Here is a 26,790-nt window from a genome sequence, read left to right as displayed (position 1 = left end):
TTTATTTATTCAGAAGTTGCAGGATTGCTTTCTTGAACTCATCTTTACCCATCTTTGTTGCAGAACAGTCTTTTATTTTGCAAATAGCCCTGTTGGTAAAACTTGAAACGTCGTTGTCGTAATCAAAATCGGCGAATATTTTGCTGATGTTACTCGGACTTTTTATTGATTCTATAAAGCCTTTACCTACTATAAGGCCAATTTTTCCATGGTCTCCGAAGAAATATTCTTGTAATAAAGGTAATATATTCTGATGGAATACAGCTTGTAATTTCTCAAGACTATCTACTTTCATAAAATAACTGTGGCCTATCAAATGATCTTTGTCAAGTAGAAGTTCAATACGTTCGTTTATTTTCTTCAATATATCCTTTAGCGAGAATTCTTCTTCGTCTATTTGAATTGTATTTTCCAGTAATTCCGGTTTGGGGGGTATTTCCTGAAAGCAAAATCGACGGCGTAGTGCTGTGTCGAGAGCTTCTACACTACGGTCGGCAGTATTCATTGTACCAATGATATAAAGATTAGGTGGTACGCCGAATCTATCTTTACTATACGGTAAGATGGTTTCCAGAACCTCTTCTTTTCCCAGACGCTTATCCTCTTCAATGAGTGTGATCAATTCACCAAAGATTTGAGATACATTACCACGGTTTATCTCGTCAATAATAAGAATGTAAGGCTTTACCTTTTTATTTGCACCCTTTGTCGGTTGATCCGATGATTCGTCTAATTGATAGCTTTTAAGTTTATTAAGTAAAGACTGATAATATTTGCCTAAGCCTTCAGATTGAATGGGACGAGTTCCATAAAAATAATCCTTGAGAGTAGATATATTTAAAGTATGGCTTGTGCCTCCACTTGCTTTTTTAAAGTGAATAGAATTTGAAGTAAAATTTAAAATGGTGTAATCCTTTCCTTTTTGTTTTAAAGGAAAAAGTAATTGATGATTATTTTCCCATTCCTCTTGTAACATCTCAAATGCGTCATTAAAAGAGATAGTATCATTTACGGGAGTGTGGGCTTCTGACCAATTGTTACGTGCTACTTCTGCTAATTTTTTAAAGATTCCTGCTTCGACATCATAAGCTACTTGTTTTTCATTGTTTGTATACGGCTTTATCCCTTCGATAAAATCTTCATAACACATACTTTGATGGAAAGTGACAAAAGCGATTTGCCCCTGTGGATTCGTCCAATCATCGATAAGCAGTTCGTTAAAGCGTTCCTTTAATTTATCTCTTTTGGAAAATCTGCTTTCAAGTTCCTCCTCTGTAAGTCCATCTATGATTGAAATGGCTTTGTTAATCGTATGATATGTCTTTCCTGTGCCAGGAGGGCCATATAAGATTTGATTAAGAGGATTTGATAGATTGTTTATTTTCATGTTAGTATCTATATTTTGAGTTAACTCAATTTCAGGACCATTCTTACCAAGTGATATCACATCTTCTATTTCCTTAATTTTATCTTTGTCCGTAATTTGGTATACGGCTGTCATTTTTCCGATCTTATTAGACAATTCTGGTTGGATACTCAACCATTTCACCGTTTTTTGATGTGGAAAATCAGCATCCGTATTATATTGATAATCATCTTCAACCTGTGCAATACCTAATACAGAATAACCGTCTTGTACCAGTACAATATCTCCTATGTGGATTTTTGAATAGAAGTTAAATATTTCTCCGGCTTTTCTGCTTCTTACTTGACTTTCAGAGTTATAATATCCATTCTCATCGAGTAAGCTTATAATATCATTTTTACTCTTTACTCCGGCACTCTTCAGATCTCCTATTTCCGGCCAGCCAATACAAATCTTTTTTTCAGATTTCATTTCTTCCCAATAACTGGTATCACCGTCTTTTGTACCAATTCTCCAATAAGAAGCTTTTTCAATCCATTCATCTTTCAAAATCTCCGGTAAATATTGGTTGAATATGGAGAAGTAGGTATCTACGTCAAAAGGTATACCACGTTTAACTATGTTTTTGTCTTTTTTTTCGTCTAACGGGCGATTATAAAAACAAAATTCTACATTACCATCATATATATCCAGAAATAGTTGTTTAGCTGTTGTTTGGCTTTTGTGTGTTTGGTTTATGAAAGCTATCCAACAGCGGGTACTACCGGTATTCCGGGCACCTCGGAAATCAAAATCTTTTGCAACGATTTTACCATTAGCACCGAGTGAATCGATTGTAATGTTAATTATATTATGGACGGGAATATTCATCTTATAGTCTGCATCCGCGAGTATTAATATATATAATATGCTATACCAACTGGGATACATCTTAAATTTGTCGGGAGCTTTATCCTTTTCAGCATTGATTATAGCTTCTATTTCTGCTTTACTGATAGTTCTATCTTTTACAATTTGCGATATCTCCTTGCGGATTGTAAGGATAGGACCATTTCCATTTTGATATTGCTCGAAATTTTTTTGCTTAACGTCTGAAGGAAGATTATTTAAGTAATCAACCAATGCGTCATTGTTGTCAGAAAGCTCTTTTATCTGAATAGAGTATTCCCTTAGTCTTTCAATGTTCTCTATGAAATTTTTTTTATCTATATCCATGTTTTTCTTATATTTCGATTTGACCGTTCATTAACTTAGGTAAGAGAATGTCGCGGGCTTCGTGAAGTTCGTTGTTATAAATTTCGAATTAGTTTAAACTAACTTCTGATTCTTCCTTGCATATTGTAATGGAAGTATTTTATATTTTCAGAATGTCTGACAAAGTTAATTATTTTAGCCGTTATTTACAAAGAATCTGTGGATATTCCGGAGATAAATATTTCAAAGTACATAGTGCTTTTGGCTGATAACATTAATAATATGAACAAAAGTAATGAGTCGTTTTTAAAGTTTTCATAGAAAGTGCATATAAAAAAACGGTACCCCGATTCACATCGCAGCACCGTCACAACACAAACACAAAATAAAACACGACAAAACTACTATGCAATCTTACCTGTCTATGCCGGGGAGGCATGCGAATGCTGCGATATGGATATTCACATATGCATAAAGAGCTTCAGGCTGATTTGCATAATATAAACGCAAAGGGATTTTTTTTGTTCAATAGGAAGTATAAAAAAAGTGATTTTATAGGAGTAATTATTGTTGTACCTCATAAAAACGTTACTTTTGCTCCTTCTAAAGACAGAAATGCGTATGGAGCCCAGAGAACTTATCAACTTTATGGCTATTGCCGAGAGACTAAAGTGTAATACACGCCATTCGTGGACATCAACCTATCGCCATGAGAGCGTAGCTGAGCATAGTTGGCGACTCACTTTACTGGCATATTTTGTACAGGATGAATTTCCTGAGGCTGATATGAATAAAGTGATTCAGATGTGTATTCTTCATGATTTAGGTGAGGCTATCACAGGAGACATTCCTGCTTTCTATAAAACGCAGAAAGATGAAGAGGTTGAAGACCGTAAGATTGAGGAGTTGTTTCAGACTCTACCTCCTTTTTATCGGGATAAACTATTGCCGTTATTTCGGGAGATGGGAGAACTTGCAACGCTGGAGGCGAAGATATACAAAGCTTTGGATAAAATGGAAGCTATCATTCAACACAATGAAGCTGATATTTCTACCTGGATTCCTTTGGAATATACTGCCAACTTGGAGTATGGAGCAGAGAATGTAGCGTTTTCTCCTTATTTGAGACGGTTGAAACAGGAGCTCTATAATGATTCGGTTCGAAAGATTGAAAGTGTATCCGAACAAGGGGGAGGCAGCAATAACAGATGGGTTGATTTGACACTGAAAGTCACCCCGAAGATGATAAAAGATGCACAGGGAAATGAGAACAAGGCTTTCACGGGACATTTAGGCACTCATTTTGATGTGATGAATAAAGAATTCCCATTGAACTATACAGAACGAAAAGCTATTGTTTTTGATGTGAGTTCCATATCCGGCAGAGACATAGAGGTGCAGGATATTGATCTTTCTAAAGTGAAGCCTGATATGTTTGTTTCTTTTTATAGCGGATATATTGAAAGGGAAAGTTATGGTAGTAAAGCCTATTTCTCAGAACATCCGCAATTGTCGGATGAACTGATAGAGAAGCTGTTGGACAGACATATTTCTATAATAGGAATTGATTTTGCCGGTGTGAGAAGAGGGAAAGAGCATACGCCTAAAGATCAGTATTGTGCTGATAAGGGCGTTTTTATCATAGAAAATCTCTGCCATTTGGGACAGTTATTGGTTGGTGATGAGAAGTCTGCTGAATTTATAGCCAATACATATCCTATGAATTTTGCAGAGATGACCGGTTTACCTTGTAGAGTTATAGCTAAGAGAAAGTGATTAAAATTTAGTCAGACGATTGGGAGAACCGTGCCAGGAACATCCCAGACAGTATATTTCTGTCATATCAAATCCTTCTGTCGAAGCTTCTGCATCTTTGGGAACCACTGTTCCTTCTTGGGTAATATATACTAACAGGCGTTCGCCCTGTTCATTTTTAACATACATACCAGCGATTTTACACTGGGGACAAAGTAATTTTCTCATTCTGCTATCCTATGGTTTACGCCTGCAAAGATAGGTGATTAATCTTTGCAGGATTGCTTCATTAATTTTCTTTAAGTAGATTCTGAACTTACTCTTTCAAAGAATATCCGTTAGAAAGTGACTGAAAACAACATTTCTGCCTGGAAGTTTCCATAATCAATCGGTTTAATCAATCGTACTCCGGTAGTGAGTGGATAGCTCATGCGCAATACATTCCAGTCGAATATGAAATCGGCTCCGTAAGAACTTTGTGTAGTCCATGCGCTCTTACGATTGGCTTGATTGCGTGACAGATCGTAGAAGAGGTTAGCACGTAACCGGCGGATATAAATCAATGGCCCGATACTTAGATCCGGTGACAGGAGAGGAAGAGCATAATCAGCTTTGAAAGCCCATTGTTGCTGGGTTTGATATTGAAAATTATATCCGCGTGGCTTTTCCAATAAGTGTTTGGGAAGATACAATGCTTTGTTGTCCAGATCTTGATACTGATAGCCGAAGCGGAGCATTAAGCCATGGTTGCGTACAATGCCGGGCCAGTAAGTAGTAAGCCGGGCAGCATACAGACTTCCATAATTTTCTGTATTGAAGGGCGTCATCAGGTATTGTAACCGGAGCTGGTAACCGTTCCGGGGGAGAATATCCCGCTGGGCCTTTCGCCTGTAATTATAGAACAGGACTTCCGGCAGGATGTATTGAAAGTTACGAAACTTCTGCGTACTGTATTCCTGGTACTTATTATTGGTGAAATAGTAAGTGAATGCTGGTTGTATACCTCTGATCCGTTGATTTCGTGTCAGATTAAAGGGGAGATAGACACGAGCTTCAGCTTCCAGCAGATTGCGGTTGGTATAATATCCTTGGGTTACAGTCTGTCCTTTTTCATTCTTTTTCCAGGCCATATTAAAAGCCTTGTCGCCATAATCGGCAGCAAGGTCGATGACCGGGAACCATCCTTGATAGGTAAAAGATAATTTTCCGTGATGATACCCTTTGTGATAGTACCAACCTGCCTGCATGATGGCAGTATTCAGCGTATTCTGAGACATGATTGTAGCCCCGGGCTTAACAATTGTGCTGAGATCCGAAGCACTGGTATTCATCGCTTCTGCCACATCATAATAGAATGGGGCCCAACTATGGATTTTGAATGTATGTACTCCTTTCCGATAACGCTCCGGTTGAAAATCGACGGCCTCCAGGCGTGCAGAGTCAAGGTTGAATTGTTCTTGTGCGGCCAGTGTCTCTGTGAAAGGCATAGAAGCGGGTTTCCCGAAATCGGTCTTTTCAAACAACAGGCTGTCTGCAGGTAGTGAAGCAATCCGGTACCCATTTGCCTGATAGTCGGCAAAGAATAAGCGATGGTCCGATCTGGAAAATGAGGGATCGAATGCCCCGAATCGTGCATTAGTCAGGCGATATACCTGATTATCTGCCGGGTTAAAGCAATATATATTGTTGGTGCCGTTGGCGCCCGATTCAAAATAGATTTTTCCGTCCTTCCAGATTGGTGAAGTGACATTGACAGAGGTGGTTTGTAGTAGTTCTTTCCACATACCGGAGGAAGGATCAAATTGAAACAGAGTGATTCCTGTATCTGTAACGGCTATTGCAGTAATCTTGTCATCCGCTCCGAAAGTCAGTTCTTTGATGAATGCATTCTCCGGAACGTCAAAAGACCGGAGTTCTTTTCCATTTTCCAGATTGACTAATACAAGCTGATTCTTTCCGGCAATTGTGCTTCGCGAAACTGCGGCTATCTGTCCGTTTTTGTCAATAGAAGGGGCGAGGTAACGTTGGCGGGGAGCAACCGTTTTTATCCGGTCTTTATCCAGATCGTAGTATTTCAGTACGGAATAGTTTTCATGGGTCCAGCGGATACCCGGAACTATTTCTGTCCAGTAGATACGATTGTTGTGGAAATCTAACAGGCTGTTGATACTGCCTATATAGCTCAACCGTTTTTCTTTTCCATTGCTGATGGCTACTAAAGAATTAATATCTTTCAGTCCCGATTTGACAGCTATCACAACAGAGTCATTGATAGCCAAAGGATACCTGTAGGATGTGTAGGTTTTATTGTCGGGCGATAGATATGCCGGAACAATGACAGCTGTATCCTGTTTTTCCCATCCCTCCCTCAAAAAGTCGAATGTGTCGTGATAGAGTCGTTTAAAACTACTTCCCGTATAGTGTTTGAATGAGCCTTCAAAAAGTATATTACCGGTATACCGGGTGGTGCTTTTATCCCAAATATCACTTCCATAACGCTGACGGGCATAGGAAGTCATATCATATCCCAATGCATAATATGTACCGGTATAGTTTTTGTATGAACCTAACAGCCATTTATCAAAAGAGTAGAATTTGTCTCCTCCCAGCATTTGTGCCCGGTAAGCCATATTGAATTCGGGCAATCGTCCTCTGCCTCCGTTGGACATGGCTGTTTCTGTACCTACGGCATCACCTTCGAGAAACCACACGGGCAGGAAGAATGCAGCAACTCCCGCAGCCTGTTCGCCTATCAGATAATAGAATGGCTTGAAAATGCCACGCATTACTTTTCCTGTCTGGAATACGTGCCGGGATTCGTGTAATACCAGATGTTTATCCCACCTTTGAATACCTAAATCAGAAGATGGAGTAGTGATGAGCTCCATACGGCGGGGAGCCCACGATACCATGCCGTTGGATATCATATTGGCAGGGTGCAGGATAACGGGAAACTTAGCCTTTATGGGTTTTCCGATTGTTTTTTGTATGTGCGGATAAGCATTTTCCAGGTAGAGGGCATAGCGGTAGGCCATGGAGTCTGTTCCTTGTGGATAAACCAGGTTGTAATGAGGTAACCGGACTATATTCCATTTGAACCGGGCAGGATCTGAACCATAGTTCATGAATTGGGCATGCAAACCGGATGAGACCAGCAGGCAGACAAAGAGAAGAGGCAGGTATTTTAATTTTGACATTTAAAGTCTTTATTGGGTTATCAGGACACAAAACTATAAAAAATAAGTTTTTTAGTTCTTTAGTTTATGAGTTTTTTAGTTGTATACTCTCATATTGTGACTTATGAACCCACAAACTTACAAACTTACAAACCCACAAACCCACAAACTCACAAACTCACAAACTCACAAACTTACAAACTCACAAACTTACAAACCCACAAACTTACAAACTCTTATACATCACAAAATTAGTCATTTTAACATCGCCTATAGATACTATCTGCTCTTTTTCTGTCGTATATCCCTGCTTTTCAAAGAAAGGGTGAGCGGTAATACTGACTTCTGAGTGGATAGACACTGCTTGATGGAGACGGGCATACTCTTCTGCCTGGCATAAAAGGAGAGAAGCTATGCCTTGATGCTGGAATTGCGGGTGAACAAACATGCTGTGCAGATAGCCGTTAGCATTGATAGAAGTGAAACCAACTGTACGGAAGTGTTTCGTCTCTTCGGCGAGTATGAAATGTAAATCACTTTGAAGTAGTTCCCGCCAGCGCTCCGGGGTTGCTCTTTCAATCCATGCACGGATTTGCGGAGCGGTGTAGTGCTGCGAACAGGTGTTGAGAACACTTTGTTCAAACGTAGCATGCATGGTAGGGATGTCCTCGGGTTCTGCTTTTCTCAACCGGATGTTTTTCAGTTGCATATGCAGAATCGGGAATGGTTTTCCCATACTGTCCAGATCGTCCCGGCTGATGATTTCAAACCCTCTGTTCTGATAGAATCGGAGTGCCTGCCCGTTCTGCTCGTTTACATCTACTTTATCTATCTGTTTTTGGCGTATTGCAAATTCTATTAATTGTTTGCCATATCCATGTCCCTGTTCATCAGGATCTACAAACAACATTTCGATGAGGTTGTCACTCAATCCCATGAAAGCGGTTATCTGTCCGGAATGATTACGGATTGTGTAAAGTTGTACCGCCGGAAAATATTCATGGCGTACTAAGGGCTTATAAAACCGTATATCTTCTTCGGATAGAAAGTGGTGAGAACTTCGGACTGCTCTTTCCCATATTTGGAGGAGGACATCGTATTCTTGTGTATTAGCTTGATTTATCATGATTGTTTTCGTTTATAAATATGTGGTATAAATATAGAGGTTTCCTGCCAGATCAGAAAATGTTAGAAATCCGCTTTTCTTTCAATACGAATGATCTCTCCGGAAACCGGATGTACAAACTCCAGGTATTCGGCATGCAGATAAAGCCGGTCTGCTTGCTTTCCATAGAGCTCGTCTCCCGTAATAGGGCAGTTAAGACCAAGCGGGTGGGCGGCATGAACACGTAATTGATGTGTCCGTCCGGTGAGTGGATAGAAAGCTATACGTGTTTGAGATTCATTACGTTCGAGAACCTGATATTTAGTGATGGCGGTTTTACCATACTCTTTATTTACTATCTGCCGGGGTCTGTCGAGAGGATCCGGACAGATTGGAAGATTCAGAACGCCTTCATCCGGTGCGATGATTCCGTCCAGTAAAGCAATATAACGCTTCTTTACTGTACGATTCTTGAACTGTGCCTGCAGATTCTGATGTGTTTCTTTGGTTTTGGCAATAAGCAGTACTCCCGAAGTAGCCATATCCAGACGATGTACGATCATTGGGCCTGTAGCATCAGGATATTGGGTTCTCAGGTGTTGATAGACAGAATTTATTTCTCCCTTTCCGGGTACGGAAAGCATGCCGGCGGGTTTATTGACAACAAGCAACTGCTCATCTTCAAAAAGAACTTCGAGTGTTATCTTCTTGTGAAGATCGTTCGATAATGGATTGGGCTCTACATCCAGACCTTGTAACATGTGTTTCAGAATAGGTTCACACTTTCCTTTGCAGGCAGGATAGTAGTAACCATGGTGGCGTATCTCTGCTTTTGGAGAGTTACCCCACCAGAATTCGGCCATGGCAATGGGTTTGAGTTGGTGCAGATAGGCATATTGTAATAGTTTGGGAGCAGCACATTCGCCGGCACCGGCGGGAGGTGTTTTTTGTACGGTTTGCTTGAAGATGGTACATAGATCCTTTATTTCTCCGTTGGCATTCAGCATTTTGAATTGTTCAAAAAGCTTTTGTTGCAAGGCTGCCGATCGTATTTTGCGCTCGTTTTTGAGAGCTTCTATTTTTGCTGTATAATCATCTGTTTCCTTTTGTAGGGCAGTAATGCGATCTTTCCAATACTTTTCCAGTCGTTTGAACTCTGCTTTCTGATGCTGGCTTTCGCGTATCATAGCTGCTTGTTCTGCCTCATTGGGGTGATTGGCGCGACGAAGTTCACGTGCTTCTTTGGCTACTTTCAAAGCTGCCTTAGCCTGAGTTATAGCTTGCCGGTTCAGAATGTTTTCTTCGGTCAGTTTCTGTTTGAGTGCCAGGTAAGAACTATCTTCCTGCAACTGCCTGATCTGAATGTTGATGGCAGAGATTTTCTCTTCTTCTATTCTGAAAAATCCGTCGGGTTGGAGTAAATCATATACAGGAGGTACGAAATAGGAGTGCAGGTTTTTGCCGGCAAGGTTTCCGGAAAAAGCTACCAGATAGCCTATCTCACCATTAGGGGCTTGTACCACTAATACCCCGAACATCTTTCCTTGCTGCAACTCCTGTTCCCATTGTTTTTGGGTTTTGATATAGTCCTGTACTTCTTCTGTGGCTATCAGGCAGAGAGGATGTGGCGTATAATGAAACGGATACGTAAATTGTTCCGGCAGGGGCAAGTGGGTAACTTTATGAATGAAAGGATGCAGCATATGTTTTGGGGTTTCCGGGTTGTTCTAACGCTTTGCAAAATAAATTCTATTTAAGCAGTATTGCAAATATCAGCGAATAAAATACGGTAAACTTTGCATATTAGTTTGGATCGGTGTTTATTATTAATAAAATGTATATTGTAGGATGTTTTTGTTGGAAGAATATTGCATCATTCATTTCTTTTTTGATAATTTTGCCGTTGCATAAGCTGGCAAACTGATATATTAATTTCTTATGAGTCTCATTTCTTGTATTAAATCTTTTCCCGTGGTCGTAATCAAACGATGTTTTTTTCTTTTTTTATGCCTGTTATCTGTAAATTTAGTAGTTGCTCAGAACGATACAACTTACCAGAAAGGTTATATTCTTGTTATCAATGCATACACTGAAGCAACCTCCTGGAGTAGTCGTATGATTTCGACAATCACCCGCTTTGTGGCAGAAGATCCTCAATTGGCTGTTTATACCGAGCATATGAATATGATGCTGATAGACGATGATGCGGCTGATCTGGAAGAATTCAAATCGGCGCTTTTTGAAAGATATGGTGCTTATCCTCCGCGTCTGCTACTGTTGTTGGGTGATCCTGCTTTATTGCTGAAAGAGGATTTTAAAAGGGTGTGGGGAGATATCCCGATGGTGCTTTGTGCTGAAAAAGATTATACAGGCCCCGACGAATATTATCTTCATAAGGAAGTAATTCCACAGGCGGAACGTATCCCCATGACTGAGTTGGCAGATCCGTATAATTTAGTGCTTTTGTATTCGGATTTGTATATAAAAAAAAATGTGGAGCTGATATCTCAAATGACTCCTGATATGAAAAAGTTTATTTTTATAGGAGATGAACGTTTTATTAATGTGACCAATGAGGCTGAAGTCAGAGAGATTATAAGAAAGAAATATCCTCATGTTGAGTATGAATATTTATCTCCTCAGATACTGCCTATAAATCTGTTAATTGATTCGTTGTATCGCGTTGATGCAAAAACTACTGGAATATTGTTTTCTTCATGGTATTATAAACGCACATTTGCAGGTAATACTTCGCTTGTTACAAATGCCTATAAAGTGATCACTACAGTGTCTGCTCCTTTGTTTGTTCTTAATACTGTTGGTGTTACTACTGATGGAGGAATGGTTGGTGGTTATGTACATGACTGGGAGTGTTATGATAAAGAGCTTATACGTATTTTGTCAGAAGTGCTTGAGGGCAGACAACCGCGTGATATTCCTTTTTACCGTTCTGCAGATGGTATGCCGGTTATTAATTACAAAGCCTTACTGCGAAAGGATATATCGCCTTCTTTGTGTCCCGAAAACACACGCTTTCTGAATAAACCACTTACTTTTTGGGAGCAATACCATTACTTCATTCTGGGTGCTTCATTTTGTATTCTTATGCTTGTTTTGTTTTTTACATTCCGTATCCGTACATTAAAAAGGCTCAGGGAGATTCAGCAAAAAGAAATAGATACAATGGCCGATTATAAGAATTTGGTAAATAATATGCCTATACTCTATATGCAGGAAGAACTGGTGTTGAATAAGGCTGGTATCCCGGTTGATATGATATATCGGAATGTAAATTCTCATTTTGAAAATAACTTCTTTCGCAGGGAAGATGCGGTTGGTAAGAAGGCAAGTGAACTGTTTCCGGAATCGCTCCCCGAGTTTTTACATTTTACTCAGAAGGCACTGGCTGAGAACAGGGCAATTACATTCCCTTATTATTTTAAGAAGATCGATACATTTTATGATGTGGTGCTGAAAGGGACCCGTACTTCCGGGATAATTGATGTGTTTTGCATGGATAGTACGGATTTGCATAAAGCACAGCAGAAGTTGAGCACTACAAACAATAAGTTGGCGATGGCACTTGATGTGGCGAATATTGTTCCCTGGAAGTGGGATTTGATAAGTAAAACTATTCTATGTGATATCAACAGGCCGATAGAATTGAGTACAGTGGGAGGTGATGTGGCTGAAGAGCAGTTGGCAGTACCCGACTCACAATATTTCTCAAAGATATATAAAAAGGACCGTAAGAGGGTAGAACAGGCATATCACGATCTGATAGAAGGTAAATCGGATAAAGTGAAAGAGGAGTATAGGGTGGTAAATGTAGAAAACCATGTGCACAAGATAGATTGGGTGGAGGCACAGGCAGCCGTGCAGGAACGTGATGAAGAAGGAAATCCGGTCACACTGATCGGTTCTTCACAAGTCATCACCAATCGTAAGAAGATGGAGTTGGAACTGACTACTGCGAAAGATCGTGCCGAAGAGTCCAATCGCCTGAAATCTGCTTTCCTTGCCAATATGAGCCATGAAATCCGTACTCCGCTGAATGCAATTGTAGGTTTTTCGGGAATACTGGCTTCTACGGAAGAAGAACAGGAAAAGCAAGAGTATGTCAGCATTATTGAGAATAATAATGAGCTGTTGCTACAGCTTATCAGTGATATTCTGGATTTGTCGAAGATAGAAGCAGGAACATTAGAGTTTCATTATTCTAATGTAGAACTGAATAGTGTGATGAAGGAGCTGGAGAGTGTATTGCAGCTGAAGCTAAAGTCGGATGCCGTTCGTCTGGAGTTTGTACCGTCATTGGATATATGCCCTGTTCATATAGAGAAAAACAGGCTTTCACAATTGCTAATCAATCTGATAACAAATGCGATAAAATTCACATCGGAAGGGAGCGTTCGCTTTGGCTATGAATTGCAGGGGAAAGAGTTATACTTCTATGTGTCCGATACAGGATGTGGTATTCCCAAAGATAAGCAGGAGAGTATTTTCGGGCGTTTCGTGAAGCTGAATAATTTTGCACAGGGAACAGGACTGGGGTTGTCTATCTGCCAGACATTGGTAAATCATATGGGAGGTTGTATTGGTGTTGAATCGGAAGAAGGTAATGGGTCTACTTTCTGGTTTACATTGCCCTATAAGCCTGCGGGGCAGGAAGAACTAAGCGAAAAGAAAGAATACCAGCCCATATCTGTGGAAAAGGATAAACTGTCTATCCTGATTGCCGAAGATAATGATAGTAATTACAAACTTTTTGAATCGATTCTGAAGAATGACTATCAGTTGATTCATGCTTGGGACGGACAAGAGGCGGTGGATTTGTTTAGAAAAGAAGATCCGCAAATCATACTGATGGATATCAATATGCCTGTGATGGATGGCTATGAAGCTGCACAGGAGATTCGTAAATATTCGGCCAAAGTGCCTATCATTGCTATTACTGCATTTGCATATGCTTCGGATGAACAACGTGTGATGGAAAGTGGTTTCGACGGATATATGCCCAAACCGATAAATGCCCGTCAGTTACGCGCACAGATAAAAAGATATAATGCAGAAAAGAATTGTACTATTGTAACAGAGAGTTCTGTTGATCACTTCAAAACATAAGAAACATGTTATATCAGTTTGATAAGAGGTCACTCCAGCTTTTTGTCCTGTCGCTTTATTTTTTTATCCCGTATGGTAACTTTTTGTAATACAGGATGCTATTATAATAGTCCGGCCGATTCCTTTGGTTTCTCCAGTCATGAATCCCCTTTTCTCTTCTGTTTCATGATTGGCTGAATCTGTTTATTCTGTCTGGTTGTACTTGCGTTGGCTTGCTATATTTTCCGGGCTCTCTCAAGGTTACCTTTCCTACTGTCAATGAATAGATATCATTAAGGGACTTCTAAAGTGTTTCATTCTGTTTCAATACGTTGAGAAAATAGTTTCATATAGGTTGAGAATAAACTTCGTTTTACCATTCATATCGTTCTACGTATTCATCGTATATGGGTTCATCCGTTATCCCTTTTTTGCGGAATAACTGCCGGATGTATTTTTGTTCGGAAGGAGTGATAAGCTGTTCTTTGCGTCTGAAGCGGTAATAAGCATTTCGTCCGAAGTGTTCAAGCATCTGCTGTTTGATGACAATTGCATCGCTATGCGGAATTTTATCCAGTAAATGCATGATACCTGATGCGTAGCGTAATAGCTGGTCCACCTTAAAAAAAGAACAGTTTTCTCCACCGTTAGCAGCGGCATATACCGGATTCACGATGTTGATAGTATCCCGTTCAGACGGAATATGGAGCGCTACTTGATGGCGCAGACAGTCTGCTGCATGTGAGCATTGCTTATTGAGGCAATGGGTAAAGTTGTCAGGCACTGAGTTGTAATCAAAATTGGTTTTCATATATATTCTTGATAGGTAAATTTATTTGAGTGACTTTCTTAACAAAGGTACTCAAAAGTTCTATAACTACAAAGGACTGACAGAGAATCATTGTGAATAAAACAATAGGACGGTATTATAAAGAACAAAGAGGATATTTTTTTACTAAATATCCTCTTTGTTCTTATTCCAAAATCAATAATGACGGAATGATTACTCGCCAAGTTCGGAAAGTAGATCGTATGAGGGAGCAAAAAAGAGTGTCCCTGTTACCGGTGTACTGAAATCCAACAGGCGGTCTGTGTTGCCAACAGGACTGCCTATAAACATGTTTTCCAGCATCTTCCTGGTAGTACTGAACGTACTGGCGTAACCGATAAAGTAGGTTCCGTATTCTCCTTTTGAGGTATTGGCAAATGGCATATTGGCTCGTACTATTTTCAAATCGTCTCCAATGTTAGTAACTGCATTGTGGGCATTCTCCGGTTTTTCCTCGTCCGACAATTCAACATCATTGAACTTGTGGCGGCCGATAACCTTTTCCTGTGCTTCTACCGGGAGTGCATTCCAGGCAACCATATCATGAATGTACTTTTGAACAAACACGTAGCTACCTCCTGCAAAATCAGGATCTTCATTGCCAATAGCTGCAAAATAGTAGGGATTTTCATCTACGGCAGGAGATTCCGTACCATCTACAAAACCAATAATTGCTTTTCCGTCCATGTATCTGAACCCATGAGTTTCGTCAACAGATTCGACAACTCCTTTCAGTTTTTCATCAATAATAGAGGCAAATTCAAAGCACAACCCCATTTGTCTGGCCCGGATATGCAGTAATATATCTCCGGGAGTAGATACAGCTGTATATTTATCCCCTTTTATTTCTTTGAAGGTACTCAATTCTTTTGGTTTGGCTTTTTGGGGAAATAATTGGCTCCATGCATCAGCTCCGAAACCTATCGTACAACTGAATTGCATATCAGGGAAACGATTGCGCATGCTGCGTATCATTGCAGAAAAGTTGGCACATACATCTTTTACTTTTTCGAATGTATCTGCCGAGTGTTTTAGACTGTAGACAATGAATATAGCGTTCTCTCCCGGCCTTGCAGTTACATCCTGCGGGATATTTCCATCAAATGAATTTTGATATGTGTTCATACTTCTTTTTAATTAGTTATTATTATTGTAGTTGATTTTGATACAGCTGTTTTATTTAATATAACTCCATAGTTGCAAGTTTGTTCTACTTATTGGGTAACTTATAAATCGGTAGAACTGTACTTATAATCTTAAAAAATACTATTTAGCTTCACTTATATTGGGTTTTGTAACATAGGTTACTACTTTTAAGCTATGTATCCTGTTATCTTTGCCCAAAAATAAATTAGTTATGGAACAGTTACATGCTCATGAAGTCCTCCATATGATGGAAGGCAACAGTTATTCGGAAATCACTTTAAAAGAAGCCATTATTAATAAGTTTGGCAAAGACCAACATTTTTACGCTTGTTCTGCTGACAATATGAATATAGACGAATTGATAGAATTTCTTAAAAGAAAAGGCAAATTTATGCCTTCCGAAGATGGTTTCACAGTCGATATAAGTAAGGTCTGCGATCATAAATAGTCTTTATTAAAGTAATATTCCAAATATACTTTATATACTTTCGCAATCTCTGAGTCACTGAACTCATGTAATGTAAATATCGGGAAAATTTTGAAATGTACATTGTTTTCCCGGTATTTTTGTATCTATAATTTCATCTTTCATCTTTTTTTAGTAGTTTTGCCCGATCAAGTCAATAATATATTAATAATGAATGAATTGGACAACGGGCAGCAAGAACAATATTCTGAACCCAAAAAGAAAAAGAACACGCAAAAAATCGTAAAAAGAACTTTAGTTACGGTAGGATTGGCGTTGGTAGTATATATTGCATATTCTATAGTTCATCTGTTTGTCTCACCCGATCATAATATTCAGCAAATCTACCTGGTTCCGGAAGATGCTGCGTTTATTATTCAATCATCAGCTCCGGTAAACGACTGGGAAAAATTCAGCGGAAGCGAAACATGGAAATGTCTGAAGAAAGCAAAATCTTTTGAAGAGGTCACAAAGAGTGTCGAAATGCTTGATTCAATAGTTAAAAGCAATAAGGTATTGTTGTCACTTGTGGGTAAACGGGATATGCTTATTTCACTTCATAAAGTTCGTGCAACCGACTGGGATTTCCTGATCATATTGGATATGCAGAAAGCATCCAAAATGGATTTATTAAAAGATCAGATTGAAACGGTGTTGGCAATGGCGGGCAATATGGTTACTAACCGGCAATACAGTGGCATTAATATTCTCGAAATGCGTGATCCGGATACGCGTGATATTTTTTATTGTGCTTTTGTAGATAATCATTTTGTGGCTTCTTATACGTCCGGACTTGTTGAATCGGCCATCGATTCACGCAGTAAACCTAAAATAGGACTCGATCATGCTTTTATTGAAGCAGAAAAGCTGGTTTCCGGTAAAGGGCTTATCCGAGTTTTTGTAAACTATGCACATCTGCCACAATTTATGAATATTTATCTGGGGGCCAAAAATGAGTATGTTGATATGTTCAGTAACTCGATGAATTTTGCGGGACTCTTTTTTAATACGGATAAAGATCGGATGGAAGTGAAAGGATACACGTTTCGAAAAGACACGGCCGATCCTTATGTTACTGCTTTGCTGAATTCGGGAAAGCACAAAATGAAAGCGCATGAAATTCTGTCCGGGCGAACGGCTCTTTATACTAATATTGGTTTCAACAACCCTGTAACCTTTGTTCAGGAGTTGGAAAACGCCCTTTCTCTCCATGATAAGCAATTGTATAGTTCCTATGAAAGCTCCCGTAAAAAGATAGAAGGATTGTTTGGTATCTCTTTGGAAGAGAATTTTCTGAGTTGGATGTCTGGAGAGTTTGCTATTACCCAATCCGAGCCAGGGTTGTTGGGGTACGAACCGGAATTAATTTTGGCCATCCGGGCTAAAAACATGAAAGATGCCCGTAAGAACATGGAGTTTATTGAAAAGAAGATCAAGCGGCGTACTCCGGTTAAGATTAAAACAGTTAATTATAAAGATTTTGAGATTAACTATGTGGAAATGAAAGGCTTCTTCCGATTGTTTTTTGGAGGATTATTTGATAAATTTGAAAAGCCATATTATACGTATGTAGACGATTATGTTGTTTTCAGTAACAAGGCTTCATCTTTGCTTTCCTTTGTAGAGGATTACGAACAAAAGAATTTACTGAAAAATAATCCGGGATTTAAAAATGCGCTTTCGTATTTGAGTTCAAATTCTACCATATTTCTATATACGGATGTACATAAATTCTATTCTCAGTTGAAACCGATGATGAATGCTGCTACATGGAATGAGATAGAGGCTAATAAAGATGTTTTGTTTTCGTTTCCTTGCTGGTCTATGCAGATTGTAGGGAATAGCCAATCGGCCTCTCTGCAATATGTGATGGACTATAAACCCTATCAACCCGAAGAGGTCGTTGCAGTTGTCACCGATGAAGAAGACGAAGAAATGAATGAAGATGCTGATACTGAGAAAGAACAGATGAGCGAGCTAAAACGTTTTTATGTCGAGAAGTTTGAAGGAAATATCTTGCGGGAATTTTATCCCGACGGTGCATTGAAAAGTGAAGCGGAAGTCAAGGAAGGAAAACGGCATGGGCGTTACCGTGAATATTATGAAAATGGTAAGCTGAAATTCCGGGGGAAATATGCAAATAATCAACCCAAAGGTACATGGAAATATTATACCGAAGAAGGTGAATTTGAACGTAAAGAGAAATATTGAATGATTTCACCACAAAGTAATACAGAGTTTTAAATTTTTATCGAAACGCAGATGAACGCAGATTTTCGCAAAGGGAAACAAATCAAAGATAAAGAACTACAGTCTTTTAATCTGCGTTCATTTGTGTTAATCCGCGTTTCATCAGATAAATAGTACTTTGTGAATTCTATGAAACTCTGTGGTGAGTTTAGTTCATTTCTGATCAGTTAGAGACGGCCTTAAATAACGTTAGATTATCTCTTTTCGCCGTCATATCCCCACTTAACATAAATGGCTCCCCAGGCAAAGCCTGCTCCGAATGCTGTAAAAATCAGATTATCACCTTTTTTGAGTTTATTTTCATAATCCCAGATACAAAGAGGAAGTGTTCCGGCACTTGTATTACCATAGCGCTCTATATTAACCATAACTTTCTCTTCCGGCACATCCAGGCGTTGTGTAACAGCACTTATTATGCGCTGATTGGCTTGATGTGGGATCACCCAATCGATGTCATCTTTGTTCAGGTTGTTTCTTGTAATAATCGCTTCACAGGCATCCGACATATTTGCTACGGCATATTTGAATACCGTACGTCCTTCCTGATAGATATAGTGCATATGACTATCCAACGTATAATAGGAGGAGGCACATACGGATCCACCTGCTTTAATGTGTAGAAAAGGCAATCCTTTGCCATCTGTTCTCAAAACAGAATCTATAACACCCAACTCTTCAGTGGTTGGCTCAAGCATAAAGGCGGCTGCACCGTCGGCAAAGATCGGGCAGGTTGCACGATCCGTATAATCTACTATCGACGACATTTTATCAGCTCCTACTATAATAACCTTTTTGTATATTCCCGAACGTATAAAATTCGCTCCGGTTTCCAATGCATAAAGGAATCCGCTGCAAACAGCCTGCACATCAAAGGCAAAAGCATTCTTCAGTTCCAGTTTATCACATAATATGGAGGCAGTTGAAGGTAAGCGATAATCAGGAGTGGTAGTAGCCACAATCACCAGATCAATATCATCCGGGTGAGATTGGGTACGTCGCATCAATTGTTTTACAGCTTTGCGAGCCATATATGAAGTTCCAAGTCCTTCTTCTCTTAATATATGCCTTTCTTTTATACCAATGCGTCCCATAATCCATTCGTCGGTAGTATCTACCATCTTAGAAATTTCATCATTAGTTAAGATATAATCAGGCACATATCCGCCGACTCCTGTGACTACTGCGTTTATTTTCTGCATCGGTTTTATTGTTTAGTAGGTTTTGAATAGGTTTGCTCTAAAAATAAGGGCGTAAATATACAGAAAAGAGGAGACTTTCCAATAGTAGCCCAATAAACGCTCTATTGTTTTATCATTGCGAAGGAAACTTTGACCAAATTTTAACTAAATAGCTGAGACTGCTTACTTTGGTTTGGCAGCATTCTATTTGTATCGCTATAATTACCGGATATAGTTTCTTTCCGGTTCGCCTTTCCTTGTTGTATGATGATGGATATAGAACCATATTCGGTGAGATTGTAATCTTTTACTAAATGTCATTTGATTGGAAATAGGGGTGGTATGATAGTTGGAAGTGAGTGATCCATTTGATGTTATTGACTGTGATATAAGGTCGATGTTTTACTGTGAAATCACTATCTTTGCAATGGAATGGAACTATTAATTAATGAAAAGGATATTATGCTTGCCTACACATACGTTGAACATGGAAAATTTGAATTGCGGGAGAAGCCAAAACCGGAAATAATAAATTCACGGGATGCAATCATACGAGTGACTCTCGGTAGCATTTGTACCAGTGACCTCCATATCAAACATGGCAGTGTGCCGCGTGCCATTCCCGGAACAACAGTTGGGCACGAGATGGTGGGTGTCGTAGAAGAGGTGGGAGCTGACGTCACTTCAGTCAAGCCCGGAGATAGAGTAACTGTGAATGTCGAGACTTTCTGCGGAGAATGTTTCTTTTGCAAGCGGGGATATGTTAACAACTGCATCGACTCCAATGGCGGTTGGGCTTTAGGTTGTCGTATTGACGGCGGTCAGGCAGAATATGTCAGAGTTCCTTATGCAGACCAAGGGCTAAACCGTATTCCTGATACAGTCAGTGATGAACAGGCTTTGTTTGTTGGCGATGTGCTTGCAACAGGTTTTTGGGCAACCCGTATCTCAGAGATTTCCGAGGACGATACTGTTCTTATCATTGGCGGCGGTCCTACCGGAATCTGTACTTTATTGTGTGTGATGTTGAAGAAGCCGCGGCGTATTATTGTCTGTGAAAAGTCTCCGGAAAGAATCCGGTTCGTGCGTGAACATTATCCTGATGTATTGGTGGTGGAATCAGAAAACTGCAAGGACTTTGTGATTCAAAACAGTGACCATGGTGGGGCTGATGTTGTATTAGAGGTGGCTGGTAGTGAAGATACTTTCCGCTTGGCGTGGGAGTGTGCCCGTCCCAATGCCATTGTTACTATCGTAGCTCTTTATGATAAACCTCAATTTCTTCCTTTGCCCGATATGTATGGCAAGAACTTGATTATTAAAACAGGTGGAGTGGATGGCTGCGACTGCGCCGAGATTCTTAATCTGATTGAGGAAGGTAAGATAGATACAACCCCTCTTATTACGCATAGATTTCCGTTGAAGGAGATTGAGGAAGCCTATCGTATATTTGAAAATAAGTTGGACGGAGTTATTAAGGTAGCCATTTATAAATGAATCGTTTTGTGAATGAAGCGATTGCATGTTTAATTCAAAATTATAAGCAATAATATGCCTGTTATCGAAATATCATCTTTATCTCATCCGGGAGTTGAGGTATTCAGTACTCTTACTGAAACCCAGTTGCGCAATCGAACCGAGCCTGATAAGGGGATTTTTATAGTAGAAAGTCCGAAGGTTATCAAGAGAGCTTTGGATACCGGCTATGAACCTTTAGCCATTTTGTGTGAACACAAACATATTGTCGGTGATGCTGCTGAAATTATTGAACGTTGTGATAATGTGCCTGTCTATACCGGTAGCAGAGAATTGCTTGCTACGCTGACCGGTTATGTCCTGACACGTGGCGTTCTCTGTGCCATGCGTCGCCCTGCTCCACGTAGTATGGAAGAGGTATGCCGGGAAGCCCGGCGTATTGTTGTAATTGACAGTGTTGTCGATGCAGTTAACATTGGCGCTATCTTCCGTTCGGCAGCTGCTCTTGGAATTGATGCTGTATTACTAACGCGTAATTCCTGCGACCCGTTGAACCGCCGTGTGGTCAGGGTGTCTATGGGAGCCGTCTTCTTTGTGCCATGGACTTGGGTGGATGGTCCTCTTAGTGACTTACGAAAATGGGGCTTCCGTACGGCTGCTATGGCGCTCACGGATGACTCTATCTCCATTGATAACCCTGCCTTGATGAGTGAATCCAAATTGGCTATCGTGATGGGTAACGAAGGGGAGGGGCTTTCGAGTGAAACGATTGCTGAGGCTGACTACGTAGTTCGTATCCCCATGGCGCGTGGTGTTGATTCGCTCAATGTAGCCGCTGCGGCTGCTGTAGCTTTCTGGCAGCTTCGTGCTCCACAATTTTGAGATTAGTACATTCCAAAGTTATCTCTGATTATTTGCTAATGATACAAATTATTACTATTGTAAATGGGATAGTAATCAAATAGCTATACTTTACTGATTGCCTTTCTTATAAGAGGGGAATAGATTATTTACGGTGAAATTAGTCACCTGAATATAGCTATTGAATAACTCATTGGTAGTGATTATTACCATATACTAATAGGTTACATCACAAAAATGCGACCACGTATAAAGTGATCGCATTTTTGTGACTACTGGTCTAATTTCTATACTGACATTTTGTTTGGATTTAATAGTATTTATCAATTCCTCCGAATCCTGTAATTCTTTTGTTATCTTTCGTCTTATCGATGAAGTTGTGTAATCGCCTTTCAAATTCTTCCGGTCGTTTTCTCGCCGCTTCAATGTATGCGATGCGAATACGTTTGTATGCATCGGAACAGCGTTGGTAATTTTGCCATAATCCTTTATCTTCTCTCAGCTTGTCCATTATATCATTGGGAAATATAAAAGGTTCGGACAATACCTTTCGTATCTTATCCTCAAATTTGGGATGTATCATCCTGTTTTCCATCAACCACCTGAGTCTCTCTTTGTTGGCTTGTGAGTATGTGCTTTTAGGATTTCGAGGCGTGAAATGCTGAATTTTATGTTCTTTGTTAAGCGACTTTATTGTACTGTCAATCCATTCGAAACAAAGGGCTTCTTCAACAGCATCATTGTATGTAACACTTTTTTTACCTGAAGATTTACTGGGAAATACAAACCATATTTCATTGGCAGTATCGAAGTTTTCGATAAGCCACTTTCGCCAATCTTCCCGATTCTCAAAATACTTTATTTTATTCTCAGCTGTCATAACAAGGGATATGTGATAATGTAGTTAGTTTCTTTGCTGTCAATTAATTAATAGTGATCTGTGCTAATTGTTGGTAATCACCTCTTACTTGCCGATGCAGCATACATAGCTGCCTGAATGATAGATTATTGCAATTTAATCGGTAGAAAAGTTGTTTTTGAGCCTCTTGGACTTGTTTTTGAGGCTGTTTTACACTCTTTTCTCAATGAATCAGAACCATGGGGAATATTGTATCCTCAATGAAGTTCACCTATCTTCTATCCGGCTACAAAGGTATAAAATTCTGGGATGTTTTCGCCGATAATGTTAACTAAATGCAAGATATTCTCACGGATATTGTTTGCTGACCAAAAGAGAAAAATTTAGTTGAAGCCTTTTCTTCCCTCTGCTTGACTTAACTTTATTGCCCGTGTATATAATGACGGTCATTAAAGTCAAGTTGAGGGGTAGAGTCAAGTCTTTTTCTTTTGGCGAGCAAAATAGTTCTTTGATATGATGAGTGTATGATGAACAATTTGCATCATTTGTAACGAATAACATATTGTTTGTAGGTGTATATGGTGCTTACAAACAGCATTATGGCATTTAGTTTTTGGAAGTTTTTGCTCAAAATAGATTATGTATATGGTTAATTATGCCAAGACGTGCATTTTTCTATGTGTAATACATCATTAAATAAATAAAAAGTATTACCTTTGCATATTATATGGTAGGTTGATTATAGCAAAGTCATTAACATAGTTGCTTTGCACTTTAAATTGATGTAGTAATGGCAAAGAATACAATGGGAACCAAGCTTCCTCGAAAATTGGAGCAGAAGATGCAGATTGTGGGCGAGCAGATTAAGTTGGCTCGCTTACGTCGGAATCTGAGTGTGGCTCAGGTTGCTGAACGTGCCACCTGTTCACCGCTTACTGTGTCCCGAATAGAAAAAGGGATTCCTACAGTTGCAATAGGGATCTATCTACGTGTTTTGTACGCATTGCAACTTGACGATGATATTCTATTGCTTGCCAAAGAAGATAAAATGGGAAAAGCTTTGCAAGATTTGAGTTTGAAAACAAGAGAACGTGCATCCAAGAAAGAATAATCTATGAAAAAGTTGTATGTATATGCCGATTTCGATTGGCTCAAAGAAGTGGAACTCATAGGCGAATTGGGCTATGAGTCTCTTCGTGGTGCGGACAGCTATAGTTTTACGTTCAATAATGAATGGTTAAGGCAGCACAGCGATCTGTTTTTGAGTGACGACTTGAATAATTATCCCGGTCAGCAATACACGCAACCAGGTAAAGATATATTTGGTTGTTTCTCTGATGCCTTGCCCGACCGTTGGGGACGTACTTTGTTGTTGCGTCGTGAGCAAATTGTAGCGGCAGAAGAACAACGTCCCGTAAGGAGATTGTCATCTTTCGATTTCTTAACTGGTATCGATGATTTCTCTCGAATGGGTGGATTCCGTTTTAAGGAAGACCTCGATGGCGAATTTATCAATGTGAGTGAGTCATTGAAAATTCCACCTTTGACGGATATTCGGGAACTGATTGCAGCCAGTGCCGAGATAGAGAAATGTGAAGAAAACAATATGCTCCCCGATAGAAAATGGATTGCACAACTTGTGCAACCGGGAACATCATTGGGCGGTGCGAGACCTAAAGCCAATGTCGTAGATGCAGATAAGACTCTTTATGTAGCCAAGTTCCCGTCTCGCAAGGATGACTATGATGTAGGACTTTGGGAGCATTTCGGTCATTTGCTTGCCACAAAAACAGGGATAAACGCTGCAAAAACAAAAATGTTAGCAACTGGAGAAAAATATCATACATTGCTGTCACAACGCTTCGATAGAACCCAAGAAGGAAAACGCATTCATTTAGCATCTGCCATGACCTTATTGGGGCTGAGTGATGGTGACAATGCAACTACCAGGCATGGTTATCTGGATATAGTTGACTTTATTATTCAGAGCTGTACCGATGTGGAGCGAAACCTACAGGAACTATACCGTCGTGTGGCTTTCAATATATGCATAGGCAATAGTGACGACCATTTCCGCAATCATGGTTTCCTTTTGACTGCAAAAGGATGGATACTGTCTCCTGCATATGACATGAACCCCACGTTGAATGAGTATCAAAGTTTGCTTGTTTCATCAACTTCTAACAAAGCAGAGTTGAGTATTTTGCTGGATGCTTGCGAAGACTACATGCTAAACCGTAAAACAGCAGAAAAGATTATTTCGGAGGTGATTGGAGCTGTAAAAGGATGGCGCGAATTGGCAACACGATTAGGAATTTCCAAGAGAGAGATGGATATGTTTGCCGGAGTGTTGGATGAACGATGTAAGTGAGAATAACTGTTTCAGTGTGCCAAATTACCAAATAAAAACGCGCTAAATTTCCAAGAGATATGATGTTGATTTGTATGTAATTGAGTAGTGAAATGCGATTGAAGATTTGTATTATGCTGCGCGAACATAATGTTTGTGTAGCATAATTTTTTGAAAGGTGAAATTCATTGATGGAATGGATAAAAACAATACATGTGTTCTTTTGCATATCTTTATGCCAACTGTAGTCATTCCTTTAAACGATGTTTTTGTTGCTTATCTACTTGGCTATATGGGAAATTAGATGTATCTTTGTTTGCAATATAACGAGTATAATTTGAATACTGATGTCGAACAATCAACAAATAATGATGAATAGGATTAAGGCGGTACTGGCTGAAAGGCAACGAACCAATAGATGGTTGGCAACTCAAATGGGCAAATCAGAGAACACAATTTCAAGATGGTGTTCTAATAAATCGCAACCATCTATTATTCAATTGCAAGAAATAGCGAATTTGTTGGATGTTGACATTCGACAGTTGCTAACTACAACAAAAGATAATAATGACTTATGATGCTCAGCTTATGAAAAAAATCGGTATAGACATATTTTCAGGAGCAGGCGGATTAAGTCTGGGGGGGGCAATGGCGGGAATTAAGGTTCGCTATGCTATTGAGGTTAATCCTCACGCAGCCAAATCTTTTGAACTTAATCACAAAGGAGCAAAAGTAATATGTGGCGATATTCGGGATGTCAAAGCTACAGATTTCTTAAATAAAGACGAGGAAGTATTTATAATCATGGGAGGCCCTCCTTGTCAGGGATTTTCTATGTCAAATACGATGTCTCGCAATATGGACAATCCTAATAATTTATTGTTCAAAGAGTTTGTTCGTTTGGTCTCAGAAATAAAGCCTAGATGGTTTGTCCTTGAAAATGTTTGGGGAATGACTAAAATGAACAATGGAGAGACAATAGAAATGATAAAACATTGTTTTGAGGAGATAGAGCCAGGCTATAAGGTCAAATGGAAGGTTCTATGGGCTGATGAATATGGTGTTCCACAAAGACGGATGAGAATGTTTATGGTCGGAAACAACCAAGGAATTGACTTTGAGTTTCCAAAGCCTTTTGATTATAAAGTGAGTGTAGAAGAAGCTATTGGAGATTTACCTGTTTTACATAATGGTGATATGATAGATTCATTGCCTTACACTAAGTCAATAAAGGAATCTAGCCCTTATGCGCAACAGATGAGAAAAGGTTCAATAGAATCAAAGCAGAATTTTGTGTCAAAGAGTAACGACCTTGTGATGCAACGTTACAAATATATCGGTCAAGGTGAGAATTGGAGAGCTATTCCGGAGTCCTTGATGCGAAATTATTCAGACAAGACCCGTTGTCATAGTGGAATATATAAACGTCTGAAAGCAAATTGCCCTTCTGTTGTCATTTCAAACTATAGGAAGAGTATGCTAATTCATCCATATCAAGACAGAGGTTTATCGGTGAGGGAAGCGGCACGTTTACAAAGTTTTCCTGATACGTTTATCTTTCAAGGGCCTCATATGAGCATACAGCAGCAGATAGGTAATGCGGTTCCTCCGTTATTGTCTAAAGCTGTGATGGCGCAGATTCTGGAATACGATTCATCATACAATAAGGAATAACT

At 39.5% G+C, this 26,790-nt stretch carries 18 protein-coding genes and 1 pseudogene; 10 read left to right on the top strand and 9 right to left on the bottom strand.

The window, feature by feature from the left end; translation table 11 throughout:
- Window position 1 precedes the first annotated feature (1 nt).
- A complete protein-coding gene (locus ACESQI_RS07275) occupies window positions 2–2,581 on the bottom strand; it encodes an McrB family protein (RefSeq protein WP_025867889.1) in 2,580 nt (859 codons plus the stop codon).
- A 600-nt stretch (window positions 2,582–3,181) separates the two neighbouring features.
- Between ACESQI_RS07275 and ACESQI_RS07270 the strand changes: the two genes are divergently transcribed.
- Window positions 3,182–4,336, top strand: a complete 1,155-nt coding sequence (locus ACESQI_RS07270) for an HD domain-containing protein (protein ID WP_373125624.1) — start codon at window positions 3,182–3,184, stop codon at window positions 4,334–4,336.
- Here the strand turns inward: ACESQI_RS07270 and ACESQI_RS07265 are convergent, their stop codons facing one another.
- From ACESQI_RS07265 to ACESQI_RS07250, 4 genes are all read right to left on the bottom strand, one after another.
- Entirely contained in the window at window positions 4,337–4,543 is a 207-nt protein-coding gene (locus tag ACESQI_RS07265) for a hypothetical protein (RefSeq protein WP_044166180.1), read from the bottom strand. It abuts the gene before it with no gap.
- Between the two features lie 110 nt (window positions 4,544–4,653).
- Window positions 4,654–7,512, bottom strand: coding sequence for a hypothetical protein (locus tag ACESQI_RS07260; RefSeq protein WP_373125622.1), 2,859 nt, complete (start codon window positions 7,510–7,512; stop codon window positions 4,654–4,656).
- Between the two features lie 205 nt (window positions 7,513–7,717).
- Window positions 7,718–8,617 carry a GNAT family N-acetyltransferase gene (locus tag ACESQI_RS07255; RefSeq protein ID WP_373125620.1) on the bottom strand — a complete coding sequence of 300 codons (900 nt, stop codon included), beginning with the start codon at window positions 8,615–8,617 and terminating at the stop codon, window positions 7,718–7,720.
- Between the two features lie 62 nt (window positions 8,618–8,679).
- Entirely contained in the window at window positions 8,680–10,299 is a 1,620-nt protein-coding gene (locus ACESQI_RS07250; RefSeq protein WP_373125619.1) for an RluA family pseudouridine synthase, read from the bottom strand.
- Window positions 10,300–10,534: 235 nt separating this feature from the next.
- On the opposite strand from ACESQI_RS07250, the pseudogene ACESQI_RS07245 reads away from it, so the two are divergent.
- Window positions 10,535–13,688: pseudogene (locus ACESQI_RS07245) on the top strand (ATP-binding protein).
- Between the two features lie 384 nt (window positions 13,689–14,072).
- Here the strand turns inward: ACESQI_RS07245 and ACESQI_RS07240 are convergent.
- Both ACESQI_RS07240 and ACESQI_RS07235 read right to left on the bottom strand, forming a co-directional pair.
- Window positions 14,073–14,510: a DUF6078 family protein gene (locus ACESQI_RS07240; RefSeq protein ID WP_002562115.1), complete on the bottom strand. Its 438-nt coding sequence runs from the start codon at window positions 14,508–14,510 to the stop codon at window positions 14,073–14,075.
- Between the two features lie 192 nt (window positions 14,511–14,702).
- Complete coding sequence (locus ACESQI_RS07235; RefSeq protein WP_195660900.1) at window positions 14,703–15,653, bottom strand: Dyp-type peroxidase; 951 nt, start codon at window positions 15,651–15,653, stop codon at window positions 14,703–14,705.
- A gap of 232 nt (window positions 15,654–15,885) precedes the next feature.
- Here ACESQI_RS07235 and ACESQI_RS07230 point away from each other — a divergent pair, with 232 nt between their 5' ends.
- Both ACESQI_RS07230 and ACESQI_RS07225 read left to right on the top strand, forming a co-directional pair.
- Window positions 15,886–16,122, top strand: coding sequence for a YecH family metal-binding protein (locus tag ACESQI_RS07230; RefSeq protein ID WP_002562113.1), 237 nt, complete (start codon window positions 15,886–15,888; stop codon window positions 16,120–16,122).
- Between the two features lie 189 nt (window positions 16,123–16,311).
- Window positions 16,312–18,351, top strand: a complete 2,040-nt coding sequence (locus tag ACESQI_RS07225; RefSeq protein ID WP_373125618.1) for a toxin-antitoxin system YwqK family antitoxin — start codon at window positions 16,312–16,314, stop codon at window positions 18,349–18,351.
- 233 nt (window positions 18,352–18,584) lie between these two features.
- On the opposite strand, the gene ACESQI_RS07220 is transcribed toward ACESQI_RS07225, so the two are convergent.
- Complete coding sequence (locus tag ACESQI_RS07220; protein WP_002562111.1) at window positions 18,585–19,589, bottom strand: beta-ketoacyl-ACP synthase III; 1,005 nt, start codon at window positions 19,587–19,589, stop codon at window positions 18,585–18,587.
- A 441-nt stretch (window positions 19,590–20,030) separates the two neighbouring features.
- Here ACESQI_RS07220 and ACESQI_RS07215 point away from each other — a divergent pair, with 441 nt between their 5' ends.
- Window positions 20,031–21,065: an alcohol dehydrogenase gene (locus tag ACESQI_RS07215; RefSeq protein WP_195660915.1), complete on the top strand. Its 1,035-nt coding sequence runs from the start codon at window positions 20,031–20,033 to the stop codon at window positions 21,063–21,065.
- A gap of 54 nt (window positions 21,066–21,119) precedes the next feature.
- The gene (locus ACESQI_RS07210) at window positions 21,120–21,926 is read left to right on the top strand and encodes an RNA methyltransferase (RefSeq protein WP_007484569.1); all 807 of its coding nucleotides are present in this window, start codon (window positions 21,120–21,122) and stop codon (window positions 21,924–21,926) included.
- 289 nt (window positions 21,927–22,215) lie between these two features.
- Here the strand turns inward: ACESQI_RS07210 and ACESQI_RS07205 are convergent, their stop codons facing one another.
- Entirely contained in the window at window positions 22,216–22,785 is a 570-nt protein-coding gene (locus ACESQI_RS07205; RefSeq protein WP_007484570.1) for a YdeI family protein, read from the bottom strand.
- Between the two features lie 769 nt (window positions 22,786–23,554).
- On the opposite strand from ACESQI_RS07205, the gene ACESQI_RS07200 reads away from it, so the two are divergent.
- The 4 genes from ACESQI_RS07200 (at window position 23,555) to ACESQI_RS07185 (ending at window position 26,788) form a co-directional block, all read left to right on the top strand.
- A complete protein-coding gene (locus tag ACESQI_RS07200; protein WP_009036646.1) occupies window positions 23,555–23,875 on the top strand; it encodes a helix-turn-helix domain-containing protein in 321 nt (106 codons plus the stop codon).
- Window positions 23,876–23,878: 3 nt separating this feature from the next.
- Window positions 23,879–25,135 (top strand): type II toxin-antitoxin system HipA family toxin, encoded by a 1,257-nt coding sequence (locus tag ACESQI_RS07195; protein ID WP_009036647.1) that lies wholly within the window; start codon window positions 23,879–23,881, stop codon window positions 25,133–25,135.
- Between the two features lie 326 nt (window positions 25,136–25,461).
- Entirely contained in the window at window positions 25,462–25,692 is a 231-nt protein-coding gene (locus tag ACESQI_RS07190) for a helix-turn-helix domain-containing protein (RefSeq protein ID WP_009036648.1), read from the top strand.
- A 10-nt stretch (window positions 25,693–25,702) separates the two neighbouring features.
- On the top strand, window positions 25,703–26,788 hold the full coding sequence (locus tag ACESQI_RS07185; RefSeq protein WP_009036649.1) for a DNA cytosine methyltransferase: 1,086 nt from the start codon (window positions 25,703–25,705) through the stop codon (window positions 26,786–26,788).
- Window positions 26,789–26,790 lie beyond the last annotated feature (2 nt).

Source organism: Bacteroides sp. HPS0048, assembly GCF_964240755.1.
Classification (GTDB): Bacteria; Bacteroidota; Bacteroidia; order Bacteroidales; family Bacteroidaceae; genus Bacteroides; species Bacteroides nordii.
This window is presented reverse-complemented; position numbering and strand designations above follow the sequence as displayed.

Excerpts from the sequence above, each read along its gene's own strand:
- ACESQI_RS07270 (WP_373125624.1), top strand. The coding sequence starts at position 3,182 with ATGGAGCCCAGAGAACTTATCAACTTTATGGCTATTGCCGAGAGACTA.
- ACESQI_RS07235 (WP_195660900.1), bottom strand. The coding sequence starts at position 15,653 with ATGAACACATATCAAAATTCATTTGATGGAAATATCCCGCAGGATGTA.
- ACESQI_RS07260 (WP_373125622.1), bottom strand. The coding sequence starts at position 7,512 with ATGTCAAAATTAAAATACCTGCCTCTTCTCTTTGTCTGCCTGCTGGTC.
- ACESQI_RS07250 (WP_373125619.1), bottom strand. The coding sequence starts at position 10,299 with ATGCTGCATCCTTTCATTCATAAAGTTACCCACTTGCCCCTGCCGGAA.
- ACESQI_RS07220 (WP_002562111.1), bottom strand. The coding sequence starts at position 19,589 with ATGCAGAAAATAAACGCAGTAGTCACAGGAGTCGGCGGATATGTGCCT.
- ACESQI_RS07200 (WP_009036646.1), top strand. The coding sequence starts at position 23,555 with ATGGCAAAGAATACAATGGGAACCAAGCTTCCTCGAAAATTGGAGCAG.
- ACESQI_RS07225 (WP_373125618.1), top strand. The coding sequence starts at position 16,312 with ATGAATGAATTGGACAACGGGCAGCAAGAACAATATTCTGAACCCAAA.
- ACESQI_RS07190 (WP_009036648.1), top strand. The coding sequence starts at position 25,462 with ATGTCGAACAATCAACAAATAATGATGAATAGGATTAAGGCGGTACTG.
- ACESQI_RS07195 (WP_009036647.1), top strand. The coding sequence starts at position 23,879 with ATGAAAAAGTTGTATGTATATGCCGATTTCGATTGGCTCAAAGAAGTG.
- ACESQI_RS07210 (WP_007484569.1), top strand. The coding sequence starts at position 21,120 with ATGCCTGTTATCGAAATATCATCTTTATCTCATCCGGGAGTTGAGGTA.
- ACESQI_RS07240 (WP_002562115.1), bottom strand. The coding sequence starts at position 14,510 with ATGAAAACCAATTTTGATTACAACTCAGTGCCTGACAACTTTACCCAT.
- ACESQI_RS07275 (WP_025867889.1), bottom strand. The coding sequence starts at position 2,581 with ATGGATATAGATAAAAAAAATTTCATAGAGAACATTGAAAGACTAAGG.
- ACESQI_RS07265 (WP_044166180.1), bottom strand. The coding sequence starts at position 4,543 with ATGAGAAAATTACTTTGTCCCCAGTGTAAAATCGCTGGTATGTATGTT.
- ACESQI_RS07230 (WP_002562113.1), top strand. The coding sequence starts at position 15,886 with ATGGAACAGTTACATGCTCATGAAGTCCTCCATATGATGGAAGGCAAC.
- ACESQI_RS07215 (WP_195660915.1), top strand. The coding sequence starts at position 20,031 with ATGCTTGCCTACACATACGTTGAACATGGAAAATTTGAATTGCGGGAG.
- ACESQI_RS07255 (WP_373125620.1), bottom strand. The coding sequence starts at position 8,617 with ATGATAAATCAAGCTAATACACAAGAATACGATGTCCTCCTCCAAATA.
- ACESQI_RS07185 (WP_009036649.1), top strand. The coding sequence starts at position 25,703 with ATGAAAAAAATCGGTATAGACATATTTTCAGGAGCAGGCGGATTAAGT.
- ACESQI_RS07205 (WP_007484570.1), bottom strand. The coding sequence starts at position 22,785 with ATGACAGCTGAGAATAAAATAAAGTATTTTGAGAATCGGGAAGATTGG.